Origin of the sequence: Mucilaginibacter ginsenosidivorax, assembly GCF_007971525.1 — a bacterium.
GTDB classification, from domain to species: Bacteria; Bacteroidota; Bacteroidia; order Sphingobacteriales; family Sphingobacteriaceae; genus Mucilaginibacter; species Mucilaginibacter ginsenosidivorax.
This window is the reverse complement of sequence record NZ_CP042437.1, coordinates 4,289,750-4,310,141: the sequence shown is the minus strand read 5'-3', so window position 1 is coordinate 4,310,141 and position 20,392 is coordinate 4,289,750. Positions and strand designations below refer to the sequence as shown.

The following is a 20,392-nucleotide window of genomic DNA, read 5'->3' as shown; positions in this document are numbered from 1 at the left end:
TAGTTACCTCACAAAATTCTTAAAAGATCTGAAACTGCTTAGAAAACGATCTGCTAAAGATTTACAGTTATTACAACAGGTTATTACTACGCTTGCCGAAAAAGGGCACAGCGGATTATCTAAAAAACACAATGCCCATAAACTCAGCGGCGACTATAAAGGTTATTGGGAATGTCACGTAAAACCTGATCTACTACTTATTTGGGATGAAAATGAACAAATAATGCTTCTTGAATTAGTGCGCACCGGCACACATTCCGATCTTTTTTAACCGTTTTACTTAACCTTACTCACCCCCTCGCTGGTCATCACCACTCTTTTTATAGTACCATCTTTATTGTAGTACAAATAATCGATACATACCGAACGGTGGAAGCTGCCTGCATCGGGCACCAGGGCGCCATTGTGGTATATAAAATAATCTTTGCCTTTAAAGTTGATGATAGCCTGGTGATTAGTGTTGGAGTTACCTGCAATTTCGTTGATGATGCCTTTATAAACCCAGGGGCCATTAATATTTCGGCTCATGGCGTAGGCTATTTTCTCGGGAAACTCATAGGCGTATGAAAGGTAATACCAGCCATTACGCTCATGTATCCACGGCGCTTCGGTATAGTGCGACAGGGTAATGGTTTTAATTTCGCCATCCAGTTCGGTCATGTTGGGCTTTAGTTTGGCGTAGTAGCAAATGCCGTTGCCCCAAAACAGGTAAGCCTGCCCGTCTTTATCAATAATAACCGATGGGTCTATGTCGTCCCAGGAGTGTTTAACGGCTTTGGTCATATCGTTGGTAACCAGGGCCGTCCCGCGGGCATCTTTAAAGGGGCCGGTTGGGCTATCGCTTACACCAACACCAATGGCTTTGCCGTGTATAGTAGCGTGCTCAACCGCTACATACCAGTAAAATTTGCCATTGCGCTCAATTACTTGTGATGCCCAGGCATCATCCCGCGCCCAGGTAAAATCTTTCACATTCATCGGCGAAGGATGTTCTGTCCAGGTAACCATATCCGAAGATGAAAAACATGTCCAGTTGTGCATTACGTAGCCGTTATGGTTGGCTGGGGCCTCGTCGTGTCCGGTATACAGGTATACTTTTCCTTTGTATACCATAGCGGCAGGATCAGCCGTAAATTCATGACGAATGATTGGGTTGCCGTCGGTATGGATAACGGTATCCGATTTTACAGTTTGCGCTTGGGCCGAAGCGAGGCAGCATAGTGTTAGTGATAGTACAAGCAGGTATTTTGATGTTTTCATAATGTATTAGATAAATCGTCATTGCGAGGTACGAAGCAATCTCCTACATGCTAAGTCCCACATAGTTCGGGATTGCTTCGTACCTCGCAATGACGGTTGTTTAGAACATTCGTTTAACTATATACGTTGCACGTCATAACGATTTTTTTCAGGTTTTACCTGGTGGATACCCGCAATGACGCAACTTTTATTTATCGTTTTTTTACCGTTCCCCTATCACCGGCCATCCATCAACCCAGCTCAATTTTTTTAATTGTAATTTGGATATACCCCTATCTGCAGCGTCGTAACCGTGGTAAATGATGTAATCGTCGCCGTCAAAGCGGGCAACACCATTATGGCCTACGCCATACCATTTATTATCGCCCTCCAATAAAATGCTGCCGCCGCCTTTGTTCATGGCCAGGCCGGTTTTATCAAGATAAGGCCCTTTTAACGTTTTTGAACGGCCGATGATCATTTTGTAAGTACTCTTAGGTCCTTTACAGCAGTAGTCTATCGATGCAAAAAGGTAAAAGTATTTATCATGCCTGTAAATAAACGGGCCTTCAATGGCGTTACCACCTGCATCAACCGGGTTACCATCCACAGCGGGGAGGTTTTCGCTAACCACTTTTCTGCGCGTTGCAATGGTTGGGATATTATCTATATTTTCGGCAACGCTTAACCTGTCGTTATTAAGCTTAACCAATTTCAGTCCATCCCAAAACGAGCCGAATACCAGGTAAGGCGTACAATCTTTATCGGTAAATAAATTAGGGTCGATAGCATTCCAATTGGTTTTACCGGGCACAGATTGGATCACTTTACCATGATCAACCCATTGATAAGCCGGATCATTAGGATGTAAAGTGGTATTGGTAGCCACACCAATGGCTGACGTGTTTTTGCCAAATGCTGATACCGAATAAAACAGGTAGTAAAGCCCGTTATAATACGAGATATCTGGTGCCCAGATATGCCCTTTAAAGCCGGGGATAGCATCAACCGCCCATTGTGGCGCGCTTGTAAACACAGGCTGTTCACGTTTCCAATGCACCTTATCTGCCGATGACCACATGGATATACCCATGCCGGTGCAAAAAATATAATACGCGCTATCCTGCTTCATGATCACCGGATCATGCACCGATATATCGGTTTTTAACTCCTGCGCATGCGTGATAATGCAGGAGGTTATTAAAAGGATGGCGATGGTTAGTTTTTTCAAAATGATGTTTGAAATTAGTTGTCATTTCCGAGTGATAAAATCCGCGGATTCTAATGGGGAAATGACATTTAAAAATAAAAGACTGTCATCCTGAGGAACGAAGGATCTATTTGCGAACTTTCTATCGGTCATGTACAGTTGATAGATCCTTCGTACCTCAGGATGACAGGAAAATTGGGTATGTCATCCGTAAACAAGGGACGAGTAAGAAACCCTCTCTTGACCTATTGCTAAAAATCTTGAACAATTTACATTCACAAGCTAATTAGGATGCAAAGCGTATAAGATTTCTCACTCGTGCCTCGTTTCGAAATGACATAAACTCAGTTCCTACTTACTCTTCAACCTGATTATTTTAAACGTATTAGGCTCCACGTTAACATTTACCGATTTGCCGCTTACCGCGATGTTGCTTTGTACCGGGCTTATCGCGGTTGGGTTATCCAACGAGTTTTCGTCGCTGCCTTTTTCGCTGTGTAGTGTAATCACCGTAGCTTTTTTCTGGTAGTTTCCACCGTCTATTTTAAAGCTTACATTTTGGGCCGTGGCGGCAGTATTTACAAATTTGATGATCAGCTCGTTGGTGTTTTTATCCAAACTGGCGGTGGCATAACAGCCGTCTTGCCCGGCGACCGACTCGTTGCCCAGCATCAGGGGTACCACATCGGTACCTTTGTTAAGCGAAAACAACTGCTGTACGTAGTAGTTTGGCGTACCGTAGCTTTTCAGGTTATCAAACCAGATCAAATCTGGTGTCCATTGCCAGCCGTCTACATGGGCAAAAAGTGGCGCGTATGATGCCATGTTAACAACATCGGCATTACGTTCAAGGCCGGTCATAAAGGCTGCCTCGGCAAGGGCGCATTCCCATGTATTTTTGTTTAGCGGGCTACCTGTTTGTACACTCTGCGCGGCATATTCGCCGGCAAATATTTTTGGCCCTTTGCGGTCGTAATTATCATAACGGCGGGCATTGTCCCTGAACCATTTTGGCGACGCGTAATAATGTTCGTCCAGGATGTCAGCGCCCAGGCTGCGGAAAGTTTTGTTCAGCAAATCAAACTCCGGCCCTTTAGGGAACGGACCTAAGGCCGATACAATTTTCACATCAGGGTATTTTTCTTTAATGGCTTTGGTAAATATCTTCCACCTGTCAATGTACTGCGGGCCCCATTGCTCGTTACCCACACCAATCAATTTCAGGTTAAAAGGTGCCGGGTGGCCAAGATCAGTACGTAACTTGCCCCATTGGGTATTCACATCGCCATTGGCAAATTCAATCAGATCAAGTGCATCCTGTAAATAAGGATCAAGCTGATCCAACGGAACCATTTCGGATGTGTTAAACTCGCAGGCCATACCGCAATTCAGGATAGGCAGCGGCGATGCGCCGATATCTTCGGCTGTCATGAAATATTCCATAAAGCCCAGGCCAAAAGTTTGGTAATAATCGGGCGCCGGGCGATGTGCGAATTCGGTGTTCCAGCGGTTAATAATGTTGGTGCGTTTGTCAATATCGCCAATACTTTTTTTCCACTGATAGCGGGTATTCAGTTCGCGGCCTTCTACAATACATCCGCCGGGGAAACGCAGGAAGCCAGGCTTAATATCGGCAAGCTTTTGTACCAGGTCGGCGCGTAAGCCTCCCGGCCTGTTTTTCCAGGTATGTTCAGGAAACAACGAGATCATATCCAGGTCGATAACGCCTTTGCCTGTTAGCCAAACATAAACCTTCGCTTTTTTTGCTGTAGCCGATGCCGTAAATTTTACGCTGTAACGGTTCCACTCTTTATCGGGCGCGCTCAAATCGGCTTTGCCAATGATGGCATCATTATCGCCATGCAATTCTATATTCAGTTTTACATTACTGTCGCCGTTTTGCCTTGCCATTACCGAAAAGCTGTACGTTTCGCCTTCCTTAATGCCGGTTCCACCACGGAAGCCTTCATTTTCCAAACCGAATGATCCGGTTTCTGATGTTACATAGGCTTTTATAAAATGAGGGTTTTCCGGCCTTTCGGTAGCACGGTTAATTACTTCTACCCGGCCTTCGCCGCCGTCTTTTTTATGATCGTCCCAGGCCATCATAGGCATGTTAAACTCAAACGACCGGTTTTTTATTAATTCGGCATACACACCACCGTCGGCAGCCTGGTTAATATCTTCAAAAAAGATACCGTACATGGTTTTTTGTATGGGTGTTTTAATTTTATCGGCCTGTATGGTATAAACCCGGGGCGTTTGCGCCTGTGCCGATAAAAGCATGCCTGCACCGCAAAAAGTAAAAAAAGCTTTCCTGATCATTGTTGGTTTGTATTGGTACGCTAAAACTACAAAAAAATATTAATAAGTGTAATTTTCACAATCATTATTTAAAAAATAAACAAATATCATTTCGGGTTATAAAATCTGCGGTTCTGTCGGAGGAAATGACATTAAAAATAAACTACTGTCATCCTGAGGAACGAAGTATCTCTCGTGAACTTTTCTATCGGTTATGCATGGCTGATAGATCCTTCGTACCTCAGGATGACAGGAAAATTGAACGTGTTATAGGTAACCAATTTATAAGTGAGAATGAATATATCCTACAACTTGTTACTACCTATTTCTTCTTCCCCCAAACAGCTATACCAGCATTATCCAGCCCGGTAAATATTAACGTTGATGCAACTTTGTTTTCCCAGTCGCGTTCGCGTTCAACTTTTAATTTGTAGGTGGCACCTGCAGCGTACTTTAAGGTGATATAAGGCGATGCGTAAGTCCAGGTATCGGTAGCGTTGCCATCTATGGTACCGGCGGCATCCAGTTTAAAGGTAGTAGCTACCTGGAAATCGGGATTGGTTTGCTCGGTGCCGTAACCTACCACTACATGATAACCTAAAGTTATCTTTTCGTAAGTACCTGCTATATCGGCACTGGCAATAGCTGTTTGGGCAACATTGGCATAACGCTCCGGCGATACAACCGGCCAGCCATCAGGTGTCCATGATATTTTGCGAACATGAAGATCCATAAAATAGGAGTTAACGCCCGGCCGGCCCTGGTGCGCCATAAAATATTGCCCGCTGCCATCGTCAAATACGGCACAATGCGCGGTTCCCTGCCAGCCACCATGGCCGTTGAACTGGTATGGTGCCAAAACCATCGGCCCATGATCAACATTGGTATTGATATCCACCCCGTTATAATCATAAAACGGACCGGTTGGGCTATCGCCCCTGCCCACCCTAACATTGTATTTGGTTTGCAGCCAATCGTAACTGATAAACAGGAAATATTTTTTCAGGTCGGGATTGTAAATCACCTCGGCGCCTTCAATGTTGCCATTGTATTTGCCACCCGTAAAACCACGGTTAGCAATGCGTTTGCCTTTATCGCCGGGAGATGCCGCAAGGCCGGTTGAAGCATCCAGCTTTAAAATATAAATACCATCCCATGCCGAACCGTAATACATATACTGCTCGCCTGCGGTGGTGGTTACGACCGTTGGATCGATGGCGTTGGTTTGGATGGATGCATCATTGGCCGATGTTACCACTACCCCTTTTTCGGTCCACGGCCCTTCGGGCGATGTGGCGGTTGCCATGCCGATAACGCTTAAACGCGCTACGGCCGATGACAGGGAATAATACAGCCGGTATTCTGACCCTACGTTCATTACATAGGGTGCCCATAACGAGTTAAACGGCGTACCACCCTTGCCTGTGATATACGCCGAACCCTGCGCCGGTAATGTTGAAAACACCCAGCCCACAAATTCCCATTGCACCAAATCCTTTGACCGGCGGATTTGCAGGCCCGACCGGACATCTATCCCAAAACCAACATCGGTACTGTAGCAATAATAATAATCGCCAAATTTTTTGATGGATGGATCGTGTACGTTGTATACTGTCCATTTTGGGTAATAAGTAAAAGCCGAGATATCGGCATAGGTATCCGTAATGGAATTGATATCAAAAGCTGCGGGGGGCACCGGTGTTGTAGTTGTATCTGTTTTGGCTGGCGCAGGTGTTTCCTTTTTTGAGCAGGATAACATTACTATTGCTAATGCTGCTGTTGCCAATAGGTATTTTGCTTTCTTCATCATGCTATTTCCCGGTTTTATAATTGTTTATGTTGAGTTCGAATAGTGTTACGCTTAAAGGCCAGGTGATGAGTACCTGACCGGCATTTTTTACTGCTGATGGTATAATGCCGATTGTTGGTTTAGCTCCCGGCACATTGATGGCTTTTAAATCGCTGCCTGCTATAGTCCATTTTTGCCCGTCGGCGGCAATGCTTATGTTTTTATATAGTATATGCAGCGTTTGTGTTTGCCTTGTTGGATTAACCACCGCGATGGTTATTTTTTTACCATCATTAGTCAGCGCGGCCATTACATCTAACGGATAGGTGCTACTGCCCGATGAAACAGCCGGCCTGTCGGCACCTGTGGTTCCGGCAATTTGGGGCTGATCGGCATTACCGCTTACCATTACCGGGATACTGCCAAAATGATCGGCATATAGTTTAATAACCAGGCCATTGGGCTGCATGGCGCTTGCGGTTGCGTTGTACAGCAAACCCAGCGGCGCGCTTGTAGATGTATAGGCCGACATTTTGATAATATCCGTATGCCGGGCTATTTCATTAAAACCTTCGGCAGTTGCCAGCGCGTCTTCCAATCCCCAGCCATCTTTCATGCGCCATTCGTCCATCGCCATCAGGATGTTCCTGCTTTTAACTTCGGGGATAGTGTTCAGGTATTGTTCAAAAGCTTCTGTCGCCCCTTTTATACGGTTGGGCAGGCGCCTGATGCGTTGCGGTAACGAATCGTTTACATGATCAAACCGTTGCGTTTTTTCGTTGTAGGCCGAATCGGATATGGGGTATAAATGTTCGGCTATAAAATTCATGTACCTGGCATCGCGGGCCAGCAAATTGCCCGACCAATCCTGCTCCGAGCCGTAGCTATACGGCACATGTGCAATTTCGGGGTGACTAACATATACCGATGTCGCACCCATTTCAAATGGCGATGCGCCGGATGCCACCAGGATAATTGATGGGTCTTGTTTTTTCATTTCCCGGGCAAAAACCTCGTGTTTTATCACGTAATATTTTATAGGCATGTGGCCCAGTTGCCACTCGCCATACATCTCGTTACCTATACCCCACCATTTTACGTTATAGGGCTGCGGATGCCCGTTTTGGGCCCTCAGTTTACCCATTGGAGTTGATGCCGCACCATTAACATACTGTACCCATTGAGCAGCTGAATATGCCTCGCCAAAACCGGCATTTACGCCAATGTAGGGCACCACATTCAGTAACTTGCAAAGGGTCATATATTCATCCGTACCAACATCGTTTGATTCCATGGCGCTCCAGGCGTAATCATATTTGGGGGCTCGTTTGTCCCTCTCGCCGATACCATTGCGCCAATCATAACCGGATGATGCATTACCGCCCCAGCGGATGATGCCCAAATTCATCTCCCTTAAATCATGCAAAATATCGGCCCTGAAACCTTGTACATTATCGGCAGGCATTAAAGAAACCGCGCCGATATTAAAGAAACCATTACCTTTTGCCGAAACCTGAAAAGTGGCTTTGCCTGTAGTTGCCCTAAACTTAAAAGGATATTTATGAAACCCGCTGGTTATCACCGGAAGCGCGATGCTCAGGTTGCCTAAATTATCATCAGCAGTAATATTTATATTTATTGTGGTGCCTTTTTTGGCTTTAACAATTACGTAACCGGCATAAGCCTTATTTTTAAAAAAAGTAAGGCCGCCTTGTTGTATACCGTGTGCTGCCTTATTTTCCATGATAACTTTAACCGAATGCTCCCCTGTGTAGACGTTCGCGCTATCCATTTTTACAAACGCATCGGGACCAAGCGGCTTCCATCGGCCTAAATAGTTACGGGAATTACCGGGTATTAATTTTTCATTTGAGTTTACCGGGTAAAAGAATTTCCGGTCGCCCAGCATTTCGGCCCACAGGCCACCTTCAAAATAATTAAACAACAATTCAATAAACTGCCCGTACACCAGTTTTGATATTACCGGCCCTTTATGGTCCGCATCAATAGTAACATCAACAACGGCTTCCTTTTGATTTATGGATTGCGCATTAACCCGTTGCTGAAACGCAAGGCATATGCAAATTATAAAGCAAAGTTTTTTTATCACCGCAAATTTTTTTTGGAGTTAAATAAGCTGCACCGTTTATAAAAAACGGCACAGCTTTAACCTAACCTGAATTATTTACTCTTATGCAGAAGCGCTTATTTACGCCTCTGCATAATATTTAACCTTGCTTAGTAAGTAGCATTTTGTTTAAAACCAGGATTGTTATCAATTTCTGATTGCGGGATAGGGTAATATTCGCGACCGGCCTGGTAAGTATTAAACTCGGCGTCGCGCGATTTTAATAAAGCCAGTTTAGCCGGATCCTGCAACCATCCCCAACGGCGGATATCATCAAAACGGTGGCCTTCCAAACAAAATTCCAACAACCTTTCGTGTGCAAGCTGGTCGCGCATCTGGGCCTGGTTCATGCCTGGTTTGGTAGTTGCCAAATCGGGCAGTTTGGCACGGGTGCGCACCATCTGTATGTACGGATAAGCCTGTGCTGTCTGGCCGGTCTCGTTCAGACACTCAGCATACATCAGCAATACATCGGCGTAACGCATAATCCTTTCGTTGATGCCCGAGCGCCAGTCAAATTCATCGGCACGGGTATCTCCGTTTTCATATTTGCGGCAAAATATATCGTTCAAATCGGCAGGGTTATTCTTGTACCTTTCAAAAAACGATTGGCCATATAAAGTTTCGCCCGGTTTGTTGTAGTAAATGGTGGCATCAACCCTTGGGTCAACGTTGCCATCAACCGTTTTTTCGATCATGTATTCATTCAATGCCGAAAATGTAGGCTGCACGTCTGTCCACCCAAAACTACGCGGAGCAAATGTAATAGCCCTTGCCGATGTACGGCCCCAGGTTGATACCGGCGCACCGCCCCAGCCAAGGTCGGTTCCCCCGGCATCGCGTGAAAACTGAACTTCGAAAATCGACTCAGAATTATTTTCGTTGGCCTCGGTAAAGTTGTCTTTATAGTTTGCAACAAGGCTGTACACGTTTGCGTCAATAATCGCTTTAAACTGCGTAGCGGCGCCGGCAAAATCTTTATTAAACAATAAAGCTTTGCCCAGGAATGCCATGGCGGCGCCTTTAGTTGCGCGGCCAATTTGCCCTGCATCGGGGCCATTGGTTGATGTATAGGATGCCGGCAGTAAAGCAGCAGCCGCGGTAAAATCATCCTCTACCTGTTTCCAGCCTTCGGCCTCGGTTGATTGTTTTACAAAATAATCGGCCGATGTTTTTACATAATGGGTAGGTAATGATACCTTACCAAAAAAGTTAACCAGGTGAAAAAAGTACAATCCTCTTAAAAAATGGGCCTGGCCAAGTATGCGGCTTTTTAAACCAGCATCCATTGTAATATTAGGCACATTATCCAGCACCTGGTTGGCGCGGGCCACACCTTCGTAATACGCACCATAAGCCCAGCCGTAGCCTGCGCCATCGGCAGTACCCAACGCAAAACGGCCAATGTTATAAAATGCTGTCCACGGGCTGTTGCTGCGTACATCATCGCCCCTTATATCCAGCATAGCGGGTGTAAAACGCATGTAAGTACCATCAATAATTAAACTGCCATAAGCCGCATTTAAGCCCGCGATGGCATCGGCCTGCGTTTTCCAGAATGACGCCGCTGTTTGCTGATTTGGGTTTACCTGGTCTAACTTCTTAGTACAGGCGCTAAGGCATACTACAGCTGCGAATGCCCATATAAAATATTTTGTGTTTGTTTTCATGACTCTGTTTTTAATAAATTTTACAATCCTACCTGTACACCTAACATAACCGTTCTTGGATTTGGAAACGATCCGTAATCGTAGCCACGGCTAAATAAACCGTCGCTTATAAAATCAGGGTCGTAGCCACGGTATTTAGAAATGATCAATAAATTCTGACCAGACAGATACACTCTTAAGCTGCTGAAAACATGTGTTTTATTTAAAATATTTTTAGGTATGGTGTAACCTAACTGCGCGTTTTGTAATTTGATATAGCTTCCGCTTTCCACAAACCTGTCAGAGAAACGCGCATTGCCGTTAGGATCGCCAATGATTGGCCGCGGGATGTTGGTATTGGTGTTTGTGGGCGTCCAAAAATTCAGCTCGGCTGTTGATGAATTGCCGTACTGGCCAACCATCAGATCATGATATACACCGTTAAATACTTTGTTGCCAGAGCTGCCCTGCAGGAAGAACGAAGCATCAAAGTTTTGATACGATGCGCCCACGTTTAAGCCGTAATATAGTTTCGGAATTACCGAACCCAGGTAAACCCTGTCGGCATCGGTAATCACATGGTCGCCGTTCACATCTTTAAATTTAACGTCGCCGGGCGCTGCCAATGTTTGGGTGGCATGGCTGGTAATATCGGCCTGGTTCTGGAATATACCTTCGGTAACAAAGCCATATAGCTCGCCTACTTCGCGGCCAACTTCTGTTTTACTGCCTGCGCCGTATATAGGGTTGTTGGTGCCGCCCAATTTTAACACTTTGTTTTTAAGTGTATTGGCATTGGCAGTAACATTCAATTGCAGCTTGCCAATATTTTCGCGATAGCTCACAGAAAACTCAACACCTTTATTTTCTGTTGATGCCGCGTTGGTAGTTACCGATGCAGGTACCGAACCCACCGATAAAGGCAGCGGAATACCCGCCAGGATATCGGTAGATTTTTTATAAAAATATTCGGCGGTAAATGCCAGTTTATCCTGGAAGAAGCCAAAATCGATAGCTGCGTTAGCAGTTGATGTAGACTCCCATTTAATGCTAGGATCGCTCACAGCCACTGTAGTTGCACCAGGTGCAAGGGTATTGCCAAACAGGTAGCTGGCGTTGCCATTGATGTACGATTGGTACATGTAGTTGGCAAAATTTTGGTTACCCAATACACCATAACCGGTGCGGAGCTTTAAGCTGCTGATGAATGATGGTAAATGAAAAGCTTTTTCGTTACCCACATTCCAGGCAGCAGCAACTGAAGGAAAGTTACCAAAGCGATTTTTAGGACCAAACCTTGACGAGCCATCCCGCCTGAAGTTTACGGTTAACAAGTAACGGCTATCGTAGTTGTAGTTTAACCTGCCAAAGTATGATAGCAAGGTGCTGGCATCTTTATACCCATCTAAACCTTTTGAGGTTGGATCGGCAATGGAACCGAAGGTAAAAAACTGAAGGCTGCCGGCTGCCGATGCTGTACCGGTAACAAACTGGTTATGATCTTCCTGGTATGATGTACCCGCCAAAACGTCAAACTTGTGTTTGCCTGCGGTTAGCTGGTATGATAAGGTATTTTCAACCAGGCCGGTATGCGCGTTCCCGTTTTGATCGTTAAGGTAATATTTGGTATTCAGGTAATAAAAACCAAGGTCGTATGAGGGTTCATAATGAAAGTTCTCATAATCGGTACGGTCGTAGCTTACGTTAACCTTGTATTTAAGATTTTTAACCAGTTCCAGCTCGCCCCAAAAATTGCCGAACATGCGGTTACGGTTGCTGTAGTCGGTTACCAGGTTATTCATACCAATAACGTTAAGGGTAATAGCCCTTTGGGTTACGTTATCGCTGCCGCCGTAGCCGCCCAGCCTGTTAGGGTCATAAACCGGCATGGTAGGTATAGCAGTTAACATGCTGGTAAGGCCACCGCCAAATACCGCGTGCGAACTTGTGATAGCCGGGTTGTTTTTATGCGATTGAGTGTAGGCTGTTTTACCGCCAAAGCTAAATATGCCTTTTTTACCCTGGAAACTGCCGGTAAAGTTATAGCGCTTGTAACTTTGCGGACCTGATAATGTGCTGGTGTTATCAAAGTACCCAAGGCCAACGTTATAGCTTATGGCATCGCTGCCGCCGGATAAATTCAGGTTATGATCCTGTATTTTACCGGTTTTAAACATTTCTTTTTGCCAGTCGGTATTGGTTTTACTGATGAAAGCAGCATTTGTAGGGTCATTTGCCGGGGCAATGGTTAAGCCGGCATTTAACTCCGCTGCGGTAGTTATTTTTTGATAACCTACCCTATCGGTAACATCCATCCGTTTGGCAATATTTTGCAGGCCGTAATAGCCATTATAATTAACTTTTAAAGGGCCCGATTTGCCTTTTTTAGATGTAATGATAACCACACCTGTAGCCGCGCGCGAACCATAAATTGCTGCTGCTGACGCATCTTTTAATACCTGTATGGTTTCTATATTATCGGTAGGGAAATCAAACGGCGCATCAATGGGCACGCCATCAATAACAAACAGGGGGCTGTTGTTACCAAATGTAGATATACCCCTGATTTTGATTTGTACAAAGCCCCCCGGCTCGCCAGATCCCTGTACACTTACACCGGCTGCCTGGCCCTGTAATAGCTTGGCCACATCATATGATGCTGTTTTTTTGGCATTATCAACGTTTACTACCGATACAGAACCTGTAAGGTCTTTCTTCTTTACCGATCCGTACCCAACAACAATAACCTCGTTTAATGAATTTGACGATGCTTTAAGCTGAACATTAAGCGACGAGCTACCGTTCAAAGGCACCTCCTGCGTAGTATAGCCTACAAACGAAAACACCAATACCACGTTACTGGCGCTGGCATCCGGAATGTTTAACACATACCTTCCCTGAACATCGGTTTGCGAGCCGGCGCTTGTTCCTTTTACTTTGATGCTTACGCCGGGCATAGGCATGCCTGCCTCATCGGTAACCTTACCGGTTACGGTAAGTACCGATACCGTGGCACCTTTTTCTGACAGTATCACCAGGTTATTTTCGCTTAACTTGTAAACCAGGTTTGTTTTGGCAAGCAGGGCGGCCATTGTTTCATCTAACGATGCATTGGCAACGTTAAGGCTGGCGGGCAATTCATTTTTTGCCAGTATATCGTCGTTGTACAAAAAGCGGTAGTCAGATTTTTTTTCGATCTCCTTGAACGCCTTTTTTAAGGTAACATTCTGGAAATTAACATTGATAACTGTCTGGCCATATCCTTTTGCAAAAACCTGAAATGACGATACAATCACCAGGGCAAGGATAAATTTAAACATAAGAAATATTTTCAAAAATTGGTTTAACCGCACTTGGTTAATGCGGGGTACATTTTTTTTCATAATTTAGCATTAAGGTTGTTTTAACTATTTGGTTTTCAAAAGGGCTGGTAGTTAACTTTTACCATATTAGCGGGGGAATGGTGGAACATTCTTCCGCTTTTTGGCTTTCAGTTTAGATACTTATTTAAGCATAGGCTGTTAATTAATGGTTTAATGGTTAATAAATTAAAACTTGATTATTGTCGGTTTTATAATGGAAATAGGTTGTAGTTTTTAATGCTTTTAAAGCTTTGCCTATGGTTTCGTTTTTAAACTTACCGGTAAACCTTAGTTTTTTAAGCTCATCGTTTTTAAAAACAATGGTAACATTATAGCGGCGTTCCAGTTGTTTGGCCAGGCTTTCAAAGTCTTCGGCGTCAAAAGCAAGCTTATTTTCAACCCACATGGCTTCAGAAGGCAGCGTGTCTTTTTTGGCCTGGTGAATCTGCCCCAAAACCATCAATGGCGTTTCTTCGGTTATGCTTTTGTCTGATGGCACTAAAGCCTTGCCGGTTAAAACGGGCTGCTCATTATTGATGGTGAGCTTATCGGCGGCTTTTAAAATGATCTTTTTCTCGGGTGTTTTTAAGATGGTTAATTCTATGCGCCCATGTATCAGCGATGCTTCGGATGTTTTATCGTTATTATAGGCCCTTACATTAAACCGGGTGCCCAGTACTTTAATGCTGATTGTAGAGGTGGTAACTATAAACGGGTGCTGAGCATCTTTAACCACGTCAAAAAGCGCCTCGCCCTGTAACGTGACTTTTCTTTGTTCAAGCCCGTAGCTGGCATCATAAACCAGTTTACTGCCGGCGTTTAGCCATACCCTGGTGCCATCAGACAGCTGAATTTTACTGATACCGTTTTGTGGGGCAGTTATTTGGTTTGACTTAACAGGCCCTGTTGCATCTTTTTTATTTATCACAAAAAACAGCAGCGCAAAACAGGCGGCCACTACCATCGAGAAAAACTTAAGAAACTTAATAATGCCCGATTTGGATTTACCGTGTTCCTGGTTTTCTGATTGGGCCAACTCGTCGGCCTCTGCTTTATCGGCTGTATCAAGCTTATCTTCAAAGGCAGCCCATTTGGCTTCCAGCTTGTCGTCGGCTTTTATTTTATTTTCTTCGCGCCATAAATTTTCCAGCAAATCAACCGGATATAAATCGGTACCGCCTTGTCGCAAAAGTTCTTCAAGTTCGGCCAACTCCTCGGCGGTAGCCTCCCCACTTAACTTTTTACCAATAAGTATCCAGATATTGTTGATCATTATTTATGTCTCTATTTGTAAAGACTGTAATTAATGAGGATACCCTGGTGGAAAATGAAAATTATTTAAAAAAGATCAGCTTGCGATTTTTGTTGGCCACATCTATCGTAGGTATAATGATTCTTATTAGTTTTGAAATAGCAGCATGTAAAAATGAAATCAAAAAACAATCCTTTCCCGCTTTTTGAAAATATCAAAACCATAATAGCCGAAACACAGCATTATATCGTCAGGAATGTTAATGCAGCTATGATCCTTACTTATTTTCAAATAGGTAAAATGATTGTAGAAGATGAGCAGCAAGGAAGCCAACGTGCTGAATATGCTAAAGAAACATTGACGCATTTAAGTAATGGATTGAATAAAGAGTTTGGAAAGGGGTATTCCTTGTCAAACCTGGAATACATGAGAAGCTTTTATATTATTTACCGCCATCGAATTCCCCAATCAGTGATTGGGAAATTCAATCAGTTATTAATTCCCCAGACAGTGTCTGGGGAATTAACCATCCCATTTCATTTAAGCTGGACTCATTATATCCAGCTCCTTAAAATTAAAAACGAAGATGAACGTAACTTTTATGAAATAGAAGCGGCGGGAAATAATTGGTCGGTAAGAGAATTGCAGCGGCAATACAATTCAGCGTTATTTGAAAGGTTAGCTTTAAGCAAAGATAAAGACGGAGTTAAACAGCTTGCAACAAAAGGGCAAATAGTAGAAAAGCCTGCCGACGCACTTAAAAGCCATTACGTGTTAGAGTTTCTCGGGTTAAAGGAAGAAAGTAAATACTCTGAAAGTGACTTTGAAACCGCCATTATAGATAAGTTAGAGCATTTTATGCTGGAACTTGGTAAAGGGTTTCTATTTGAAGGAAGGCAGCGCAGGTTCACATTTGAAGGAGATAACTTTTTTGTTGATCTTGTTTTTTATAACAGGCTTTTAAAATGCTTTGTACTTTTCGACTTAAAGATTGGAAAGCTAACCCACCAGGATATCGGGCAGATGCAGATGTATGTAAACTTTTACGACAGAAAAATAAAAACGAAGGATGAAAACCCAACAATAGGTATAATTCTTTGCAAAGAGGAAAACAGAACGGTTATAGAATTCACTCTTCCGGAGGATAACAATCAAATATTTGCCAAAGAGTATAAAGCGGTATTACCGAGCAAAGAAGCTCTTAAAAGACAGCTGGAATAAACAGATATATTATATTAAAGCACCAGTAAAGTTAAATCCACCCAAAAACCATCAGTTCTCGCAGCCAATGAAGCCATCCAACAACAAACCCAAACTGATAGACCTGAGTCACATCATTTTCGACGGATTAATAACCTATAAAGGCCTGCCGGCACCCATCATTTGCGATTATTTAAGTCGCGAAAAATCAAGAGGGCTTTATGAAACCGGCACAGAGTTCCAGATAGGGAAAATTGAAATGGTAACAAATACGGGCACATACATTGATTGCCCTTTCCACCGGTTTGAGCATGGCGCCGACCTGGCCGAAGTTTCCCTTGAACAATTTGCCAACCTTGAGGCCATCACCGTAAATGCCTGCAATGCAACATCAATTGGCGCCGATTTTTTTAGTGATAAAGATGTGCGGGGTAAGGCCGTAATTGTATTTACCGGTTGGAGCAAACACTGGAATACCGACGCCTATTTTGAAAGCCACCCCTACCTTACCGCCGAAGCTGCTCAATATTTAAAGGAGCAGGAAGTAAAACTGGTGGGTATAGATAGCCATAATATTGATGATACTACAGGCAAGAGCCGGCCGGTACATACCACATTATTGGGTGCCGGCATTTTGATAGTGGAGCATTTATGCAACCTGGACAAACTCCCCCCGGATGGTTATAAATTTAACGCTGTACCACCTAAGTTTAAGGGCGTAGGCACCTTCCCGGTAAGGGCTTACGCGATGGTGACGGGCTGATGAGGAAGCTTCATGGTGTTAACAAAGCAATTTTCAATAGCCTGTTTATGTTTATATACCAGATATTTGATCAAAAAAATCACCAAATGACCAGGAAGATAATATCGGTTATTGCAGGCTATGCCGTGTTTGCAGTCAGTTCGGTTTTGCTGTTTAAGTTAATGGCCCAGCCCCCTCACCAGGATGCACCAGTCACTTTTAAAATGTTGACCATAGTTTATGGTGCATTTTTTTCAATTTTAGCCGGATTTATACTGCAATTGATAGCCAGACAAACAAAACTTACATTAAATTTCATTTTAGCCTTAGTTATTTTTTTGTTGGCGGCCATATCCATGCTAACATCCGGCGGCAGCCATTGGACGCAGCTATTTGCTATGTTTATTTTTGCGCCGATATCTGTTTTAGGCGGGTATTTGAAGTTGCGGTTGGTGAAGCAGGAAGTTAAAGAAAAAGCTAAAGAATGACATTGCCTTGTATAAATGTAAACTTTCGACCCTTATTGCCTTGTATAAATGCAAACTGCACAAAAAACCACTACTCACAACCAATCTACGCTGTATCAGAATTGAATCCATCAGTATAAACAGATGCTATCCCTCATTACTTTTCAGAAAGCACTTTTCCGTGAGCCGGAACCTGGTCTTTTTGCGAATTAATTATCCCAACCGAAATCTGTCGGAGCGCGTTACCCATATGGTATTCTACCGTTTTGATAGACAGGTTTAACAGTTCGGCAACTTCGCGATATTTAAGGCCATCCTCTTTTACCAGTTTAAAAACCAGTTTGCATTGGTCGGATAATTTACTGAGCGAGTTGTTGATAAGTGCTGTAGTATCGCTGCATATCATTTTGTCTTCGCCTGTAGCTGCCGAATCGGCAATCTCTACCTCAACATCATCAATATTTACCTGGTTCAGCTTCGCTTTTGAAACATGTGTTAATGATTTGTTTTTAACCGCCATGTAACAGTAATTGCTAAAGTTACCAATGTCGGTTAGTCTTGCCCGCTGCATCCAAAGGTTTAAAAACACATCGTCTATGATCTCCTCGGCGGCCTCATCCGTTTTTACAAACGATTTGGCAAACCAAAATAATTTGCTGTAATAAAACAGGTACACCCTTTTAAAGGATGTCCTGTTGTTATTTAAAGCAATATCATTTAGCAGATATTTTATTTCGGTATCCAACATCTCAATTCGGGATAATAATCATCAAACGATAATACCAATTAGCTTAAAAAATTCTATTTATTGCTGAATTTGTAGATGGTTGTGGTATGATAAGTCTGCCCTGGCTTTAACTCAGTTGATGCAAACGAAGGCTGGTTTGGCGCATCAGGAAAATGCTGTGTCTCCATACAAAATGCCGACCGGTGCAGGTATGCTTTACCGCCTTTACCATCTTTGGTGGCGCCTGTTAAAAAGTTACCGCTATAAAACTGCAGGCCCAGCTCGTCGGTGTATATGTCCATCACAATACCGGTTTTAGGGCTGCTTACCGTTGCTATCGATTTGCTGATATCATGCTTATTCAACGCGAAGTTATGATCGTAACCTTTACCGTTTTTCAGTTGATCGTCTTTATCGTTAATGTTGGCACCAATGGCTTTTGCAGTGGTAAAATCAAAAGGCGTGCCTTTTACCGGCTGTAATTTCCCTGTCGGTATCAGTGTTGTATCAACCGGGGTTATGTTGTCGGCGTCAATTTTTACAACGTTATCTAATATAGTAGAGTCGCCCGCGCCGTTCAGGTTAAAATAAGCGTGATTGGTAAGGTTTACTATGGTAGTTTTATCTGTTGTTGCAGTATACTCTATTTTCAGGGCGTTATCAGCTGTTAGCGTATAGGTTACTTTGCTGGTAAGCGTACCGGGGTAACCGCCTTCGCCATCTTTAGATACGTAAGTAAGGTTTAGCGTACTGTCATTGGGTTGCGCGGCATCAAATACCTGTGCGTAAAACCCTTTAAAGCCGCCATGCAACGTATTAACACCATCGTTTATATCCAGCTGGTAAGCTTTGCCGCCCAGGCTAAATTTCCCTTTGCCAATGCGGTTACCGTAGCGGCCTATAATGGCGCCAAAAAATGGCTCTTTAGGTTTCTGGTAGGTTTTTACGCTATCATATCCTAAAACCACATCGGTCAAAACTCCTTTATTATCGGGTACCAACAGGCTTACAACGCGGCCGCCATAGTTGGTAATGGCTACGCTGGCGCCTTTGCTGTTTTTTAACGTGTAAAGTTTAACAGCCTTGCCATTTATGGTAGCCTCAAAGTTTTTGGCATCGGGAGCTGCAGCTTTAACTGTTGATGTAGAATCGGCGGCAGGCTTCTTTTCGGCTGGGCCGCTGCAACCAACTAATAGCGATAACGCCATGCTGTAAAATAAGTACTGTTTTTTGTATACTTTTTGCATAATTCCTGAAGTTTTTTGCCGCTTTCTTAAACCTTTTTGAAGTTTTTTTAACGGTTTAACTGGTTATAATTTGGTGTTTGGTTTTGTGATCGGGGCAATTGGCCACCCTAATTAAAATCTAAGGTAGAATAAAATTTATTTAATTGTGAAAAAAACAATTAAAATATTTTTACTTTTATTGGTGTAAGCCAAACACCAATAAAGTTCGCTAAATCAATTTTAAACCTATTTTGCCAGTAAAATGGCATTGTATTTTGATTTTTTGGCGGTCAAAAAAATTACTTTTGGCGCTTTTTTATCCCACTTCATGCAAAAATATTCTAAACAAACGCGACTTTTACTGGCAGTTGACTGCATTATATTTGGATTTGATGGCGATACGTTGAAAATTTTGCTGATTAAAAGAGGCTTCGAACCCGAGAAAGGGAACTGGAGTTTGATGGGCGGTTTTGTACAGGTTGCCGAAAGCCTTGACCAGGCTGCCAACCGTATTTTAAAGCAACTAACCGGCCTTGAAGGTGTCTACTTAGAGCAATTACACACATTTGGCAGCACAAAGCGCGATCCTATTGAACGCACCGTATCAATTACTTACTTTGCTTTAATAGATATCAACAAATACGAGATACAACTAAGTAAAGATTACCATGCCGATTGGTTCCCCCTAAAGCGTGTTCCCAAACTCATTTTCGACCAGCAGGAAATGGTAGAGACTGCAAAAAAACGCATCAGGTACAAAGCCGCCATGCACCCTATTTTGTTTGAACTTTTACCGGCCAGGTTTACAATTCCGCAATTGCAAACGCTTTACGAGAGTGTTTTTAACACCCAGATTGACAAGCGGAATTTCAGCAAACGAGTTTTGGCCACCGGTTTGCTCATTAAACTAAACGATAAAGATAAATCCGGCTCAAAGCGAGGCGCATACTACTATCAGTTGAATATGCAAAACTATTATGCTAAATTTCAGGCATTTATGAATTTTATCCCCAACCCCGATACACTATCAAATTAAGTTTTAAAGCCCCTGTTTTAGTAGCAATTAAAATGTTTTTGAATAAAAATTTTTTATTGTA

At 43.4% G+C, this 20,392-nt stretch carries 14 protein-coding genes and 1 pseudogene; 5 read left to right on the top strand and 10 right to left on the bottom strand.

Annotation, left to right across the window (positions count from 1 at the left end):
* Window positions 1–16: 16 nt before the first annotated feature.
* Window positions 17–271 (top strand): annotated as a pseudogene (locus tag FSB76_RS18050) (type II toxin-antitoxin system YafQ family toxin); the annotation flags it as partial.
* Between the two features lie 5 nt (window positions 272–276).
* On the opposite strand, the gene FSB76_RS18045 reads toward FSB76_RS18050, so the two are convergent.
* The 8 genes from FSB76_RS18045 to FSB76_RS18010 form a co-directional block, all read right to left on the bottom strand.
* Window positions 277–1,260 carry a glycoside hydrolase family 43 protein gene (locus tag FSB76_RS18045; RefSeq protein ID WP_147055727.1) on the bottom strand — a complete coding sequence of 328 codons (984 nt, stop codon included), beginning with the start codon at window positions 1,258–1,260 and terminating at the stop codon, window positions 277–279.
* Between the two features lie 202 nt (window positions 1,261–1,462).
* Window positions 1,463–2,470 carry a family 43 glycosylhydrolase gene (locus FSB76_RS18040; RefSeq protein ID WP_147055725.1) on the bottom strand — a complete coding sequence of 336 codons (1,008 nt, stop codon included), beginning with the start codon at window positions 2,468–2,470 and terminating at the stop codon, window positions 1,463–1,465.
* Between the two features lie 330 nt (window positions 2,471–2,800).
* Window positions 2,801–4,774 carry an alpha-L-arabinofuranosidase C-terminal domain-containing protein gene (locus FSB76_RS18035; protein WP_225976242.1) on the bottom strand — a complete coding sequence of 658 codons (1,974 nt, stop codon included), beginning with the start codon at window positions 4,772–4,774 and terminating at the stop codon, window positions 2,801–2,803.
* Between the two features lie 301 nt (window positions 4,775–5,075).
* Window positions 5,076–6,563 (bottom strand): arabinan endo-1,5-alpha-L-arabinosidase, encoded by a 1,488-nt coding sequence (locus FSB76_RS18030; RefSeq protein ID WP_147055723.1) that lies wholly within the window; start codon window positions 6,561–6,563, stop codon window positions 5,076–5,078.
* Between the two features lies 1 nt (window position 6,564).
* A complete protein-coding gene (locus FSB76_RS18025) occupies window positions 6,565–8,652 on the bottom strand; it encodes an alpha-L-arabinofuranosidase C-terminal domain-containing protein (protein WP_147055721.1) in 2,088 nt (695 codons plus the stop codon).
* 128 nt (window positions 8,653–8,780) lie between these two features.
* Entirely contained in the window at window positions 8,781–10,340 is a 1,560-nt protein-coding gene (locus tag FSB76_RS18020) for a RagB/SusD family nutrient uptake outer membrane protein (protein ID WP_147055719.1), read from the bottom strand.
* A 20-nt stretch (window positions 10,341–10,360) separates the two neighbouring features.
* Complete coding sequence (locus FSB76_RS18015) at window positions 10,361–13,639, bottom strand: TonB-dependent receptor (RefSeq protein WP_158642922.1); 3,279 nt, start codon at window positions 13,637–13,639, stop codon at window positions 10,361–10,363.
* Between the two features lie 220 nt (window positions 13,640–13,859).
* Entirely contained in the window at window positions 13,860–14,954 is a 1,095-nt protein-coding gene (locus FSB76_RS18010) for a FecR family protein (protein ID WP_147055715.1), read from the bottom strand.
* Between the two features lie 153 nt (window positions 14,955–15,107).
* Here FSB76_RS18010 and FSB76_RS18005 point away from each other — a divergent pair, with 153 nt between their 5' ends.
* The 3 genes from FSB76_RS18005 to FSB76_RS17995 all read left to right on the top strand — a co-directional run bounded on the left by FSB76_RS18005 (window position 15,108) and on the right by FSB76_RS17995 (window position 17,363).
* Window positions 15,108–16,154 carry a PDDEXK nuclease domain-containing protein gene (locus FSB76_RS18005; protein ID WP_147055713.1) on the top strand — a complete coding sequence of 349 codons (1,047 nt, stop codon included), beginning with the start codon at window positions 15,108–15,110 and terminating at the stop codon, window positions 16,152–16,154.
* A gap of 67 nt (window positions 16,155–16,221) precedes the next feature.
* Entirely contained in the window at window positions 16,222–16,896 is a 675-nt protein-coding gene (locus FSB76_RS18000; protein ID WP_147055711.1) for a cyclase family protein, read from the top strand.
* Window positions 16,897–16,982: 86 nt separating this feature from the next.
* Window positions 16,983–17,363 carry a hypothetical protein gene (locus FSB76_RS17995; RefSeq protein ID WP_147055709.1) on the top strand — a complete coding sequence of 127 codons (381 nt, stop codon included), beginning with the start codon at window positions 16,983–16,985 and terminating at the stop codon, window positions 17,361–17,363.
* 136 nt (window positions 17,364–17,499) lie between these two features.
* Here the strand turns inward: FSB76_RS17995 and FSB76_RS17990 are convergent, their stop codons facing one another.
* Together FSB76_RS17990 and FSB76_RS17985 are read right to left on the bottom strand one after the other, a co-directional pair.
* Complete coding sequence (locus FSB76_RS17990) at window positions 17,500–18,090, bottom strand: RNA polymerase sigma-70 factor (protein WP_147055707.1); 591 nt, start codon at window positions 18,088–18,090, stop codon at window positions 17,500–17,502.
* A 53-nt stretch (window positions 18,091–18,143) separates the two neighbouring features.
* Window positions 18,144–19,316 carry an aldose epimerase family protein gene (locus FSB76_RS17985; RefSeq protein ID WP_147055705.1) on the bottom strand — a complete coding sequence of 391 codons (1,173 nt, stop codon included), beginning with the start codon at window positions 19,314–19,316 and terminating at the stop codon, window positions 18,144–18,146.
* 307 nt (window positions 19,317–19,623) lie between these two features.
* On the opposite strand from FSB76_RS17985, the gene FSB76_RS17980 reads away from it, so the two are divergent.
* Complete coding sequence (locus FSB76_RS17980; RefSeq protein ID WP_147055703.1) at window positions 19,624–20,331, top strand: NUDIX hydrolase; 708 nt, start codon at window positions 19,624–19,626, stop codon at window positions 20,329–20,331.
* The last annotated feature ends 61 nt before the right edge of the window (window positions 20,332–20,392 follow it).

Bases quoted from the DNA above. Each gene is read 5' to 3' on its own strand.
- FSB76_RS18045 (WP_147055727.1), bottom strand. From the start codon at position 1,260: ATGAAAACATCAAAATACCTGCTTGTACTATCACTAACACTATGCTGC.
- FSB76_RS18035 (WP_225976242.1), bottom strand. From the start codon at position 4,774: ATGATCAGGAAAGCTTTTTTTACTTTTTGCGGTGCAGGCATGCTTTTA.
- FSB76_RS18030 (WP_147055723.1), bottom strand. From the start codon at position 6,563: ATGATGAAGAAAGCAAAATACCTATTGGCAACAGCAGCATTAGCAATA.
- FSB76_RS18020 (WP_147055719.1), bottom strand. From the start codon at position 10,340: ATGAAAACAAACACAAAATATTTTATATGGGCATTCGCAGCTGTAGTA.
- FSB76_RS18015 (WP_158642922.1), bottom strand. From the start codon at position 13,639: ATGTTTAAATTTATCCTTGCCCTGGTGATTGTATCGTCATTTCAGGTT.
- FSB76_RS18010 (WP_147055715.1), bottom strand. From the start codon at position 14,954: ATGATCAACAATATCTGGATACTTATTGGTAAAAAGTTAAGTGGGGAG.
- FSB76_RS18005 (WP_147055713.1), top strand. From the start codon at position 15,108: ATGAAATCAAAAAACAATCCTTTCCCGCTTTTTGAAAATATCAAAACC.
- FSB76_RS18000 (WP_147055711.1), top strand. From the start codon at position 16,222: ATGAAGCCATCCAACAACAAACCCAAACTGATAGACCTGAGTCACATC.
- FSB76_RS17995 (WP_147055709.1), top strand. From the start codon at position 16,983: ATGACCAGGAAGATAATATCGGTTATTGCAGGCTATGCCGTGTTTGCA.
- FSB76_RS17990 (WP_147055707.1), bottom strand. From the start codon at position 18,090: ATGTTGGATACCGAAATAAAATATCTGCTAAATGATATTGCTTTAAAT.
- FSB76_RS17985 (WP_147055705.1), bottom strand. From the start codon at position 19,316: ATGCAAAAAGTATACAAAAAACAGTACTTATTTTACAGCATGGCGTTA.
- FSB76_RS17980 (WP_147055703.1), top strand. From the start codon at position 19,624: ATGCAAAAATATTCTAAACAAACGCGACTTTTACTGGCAGTTGACTGC.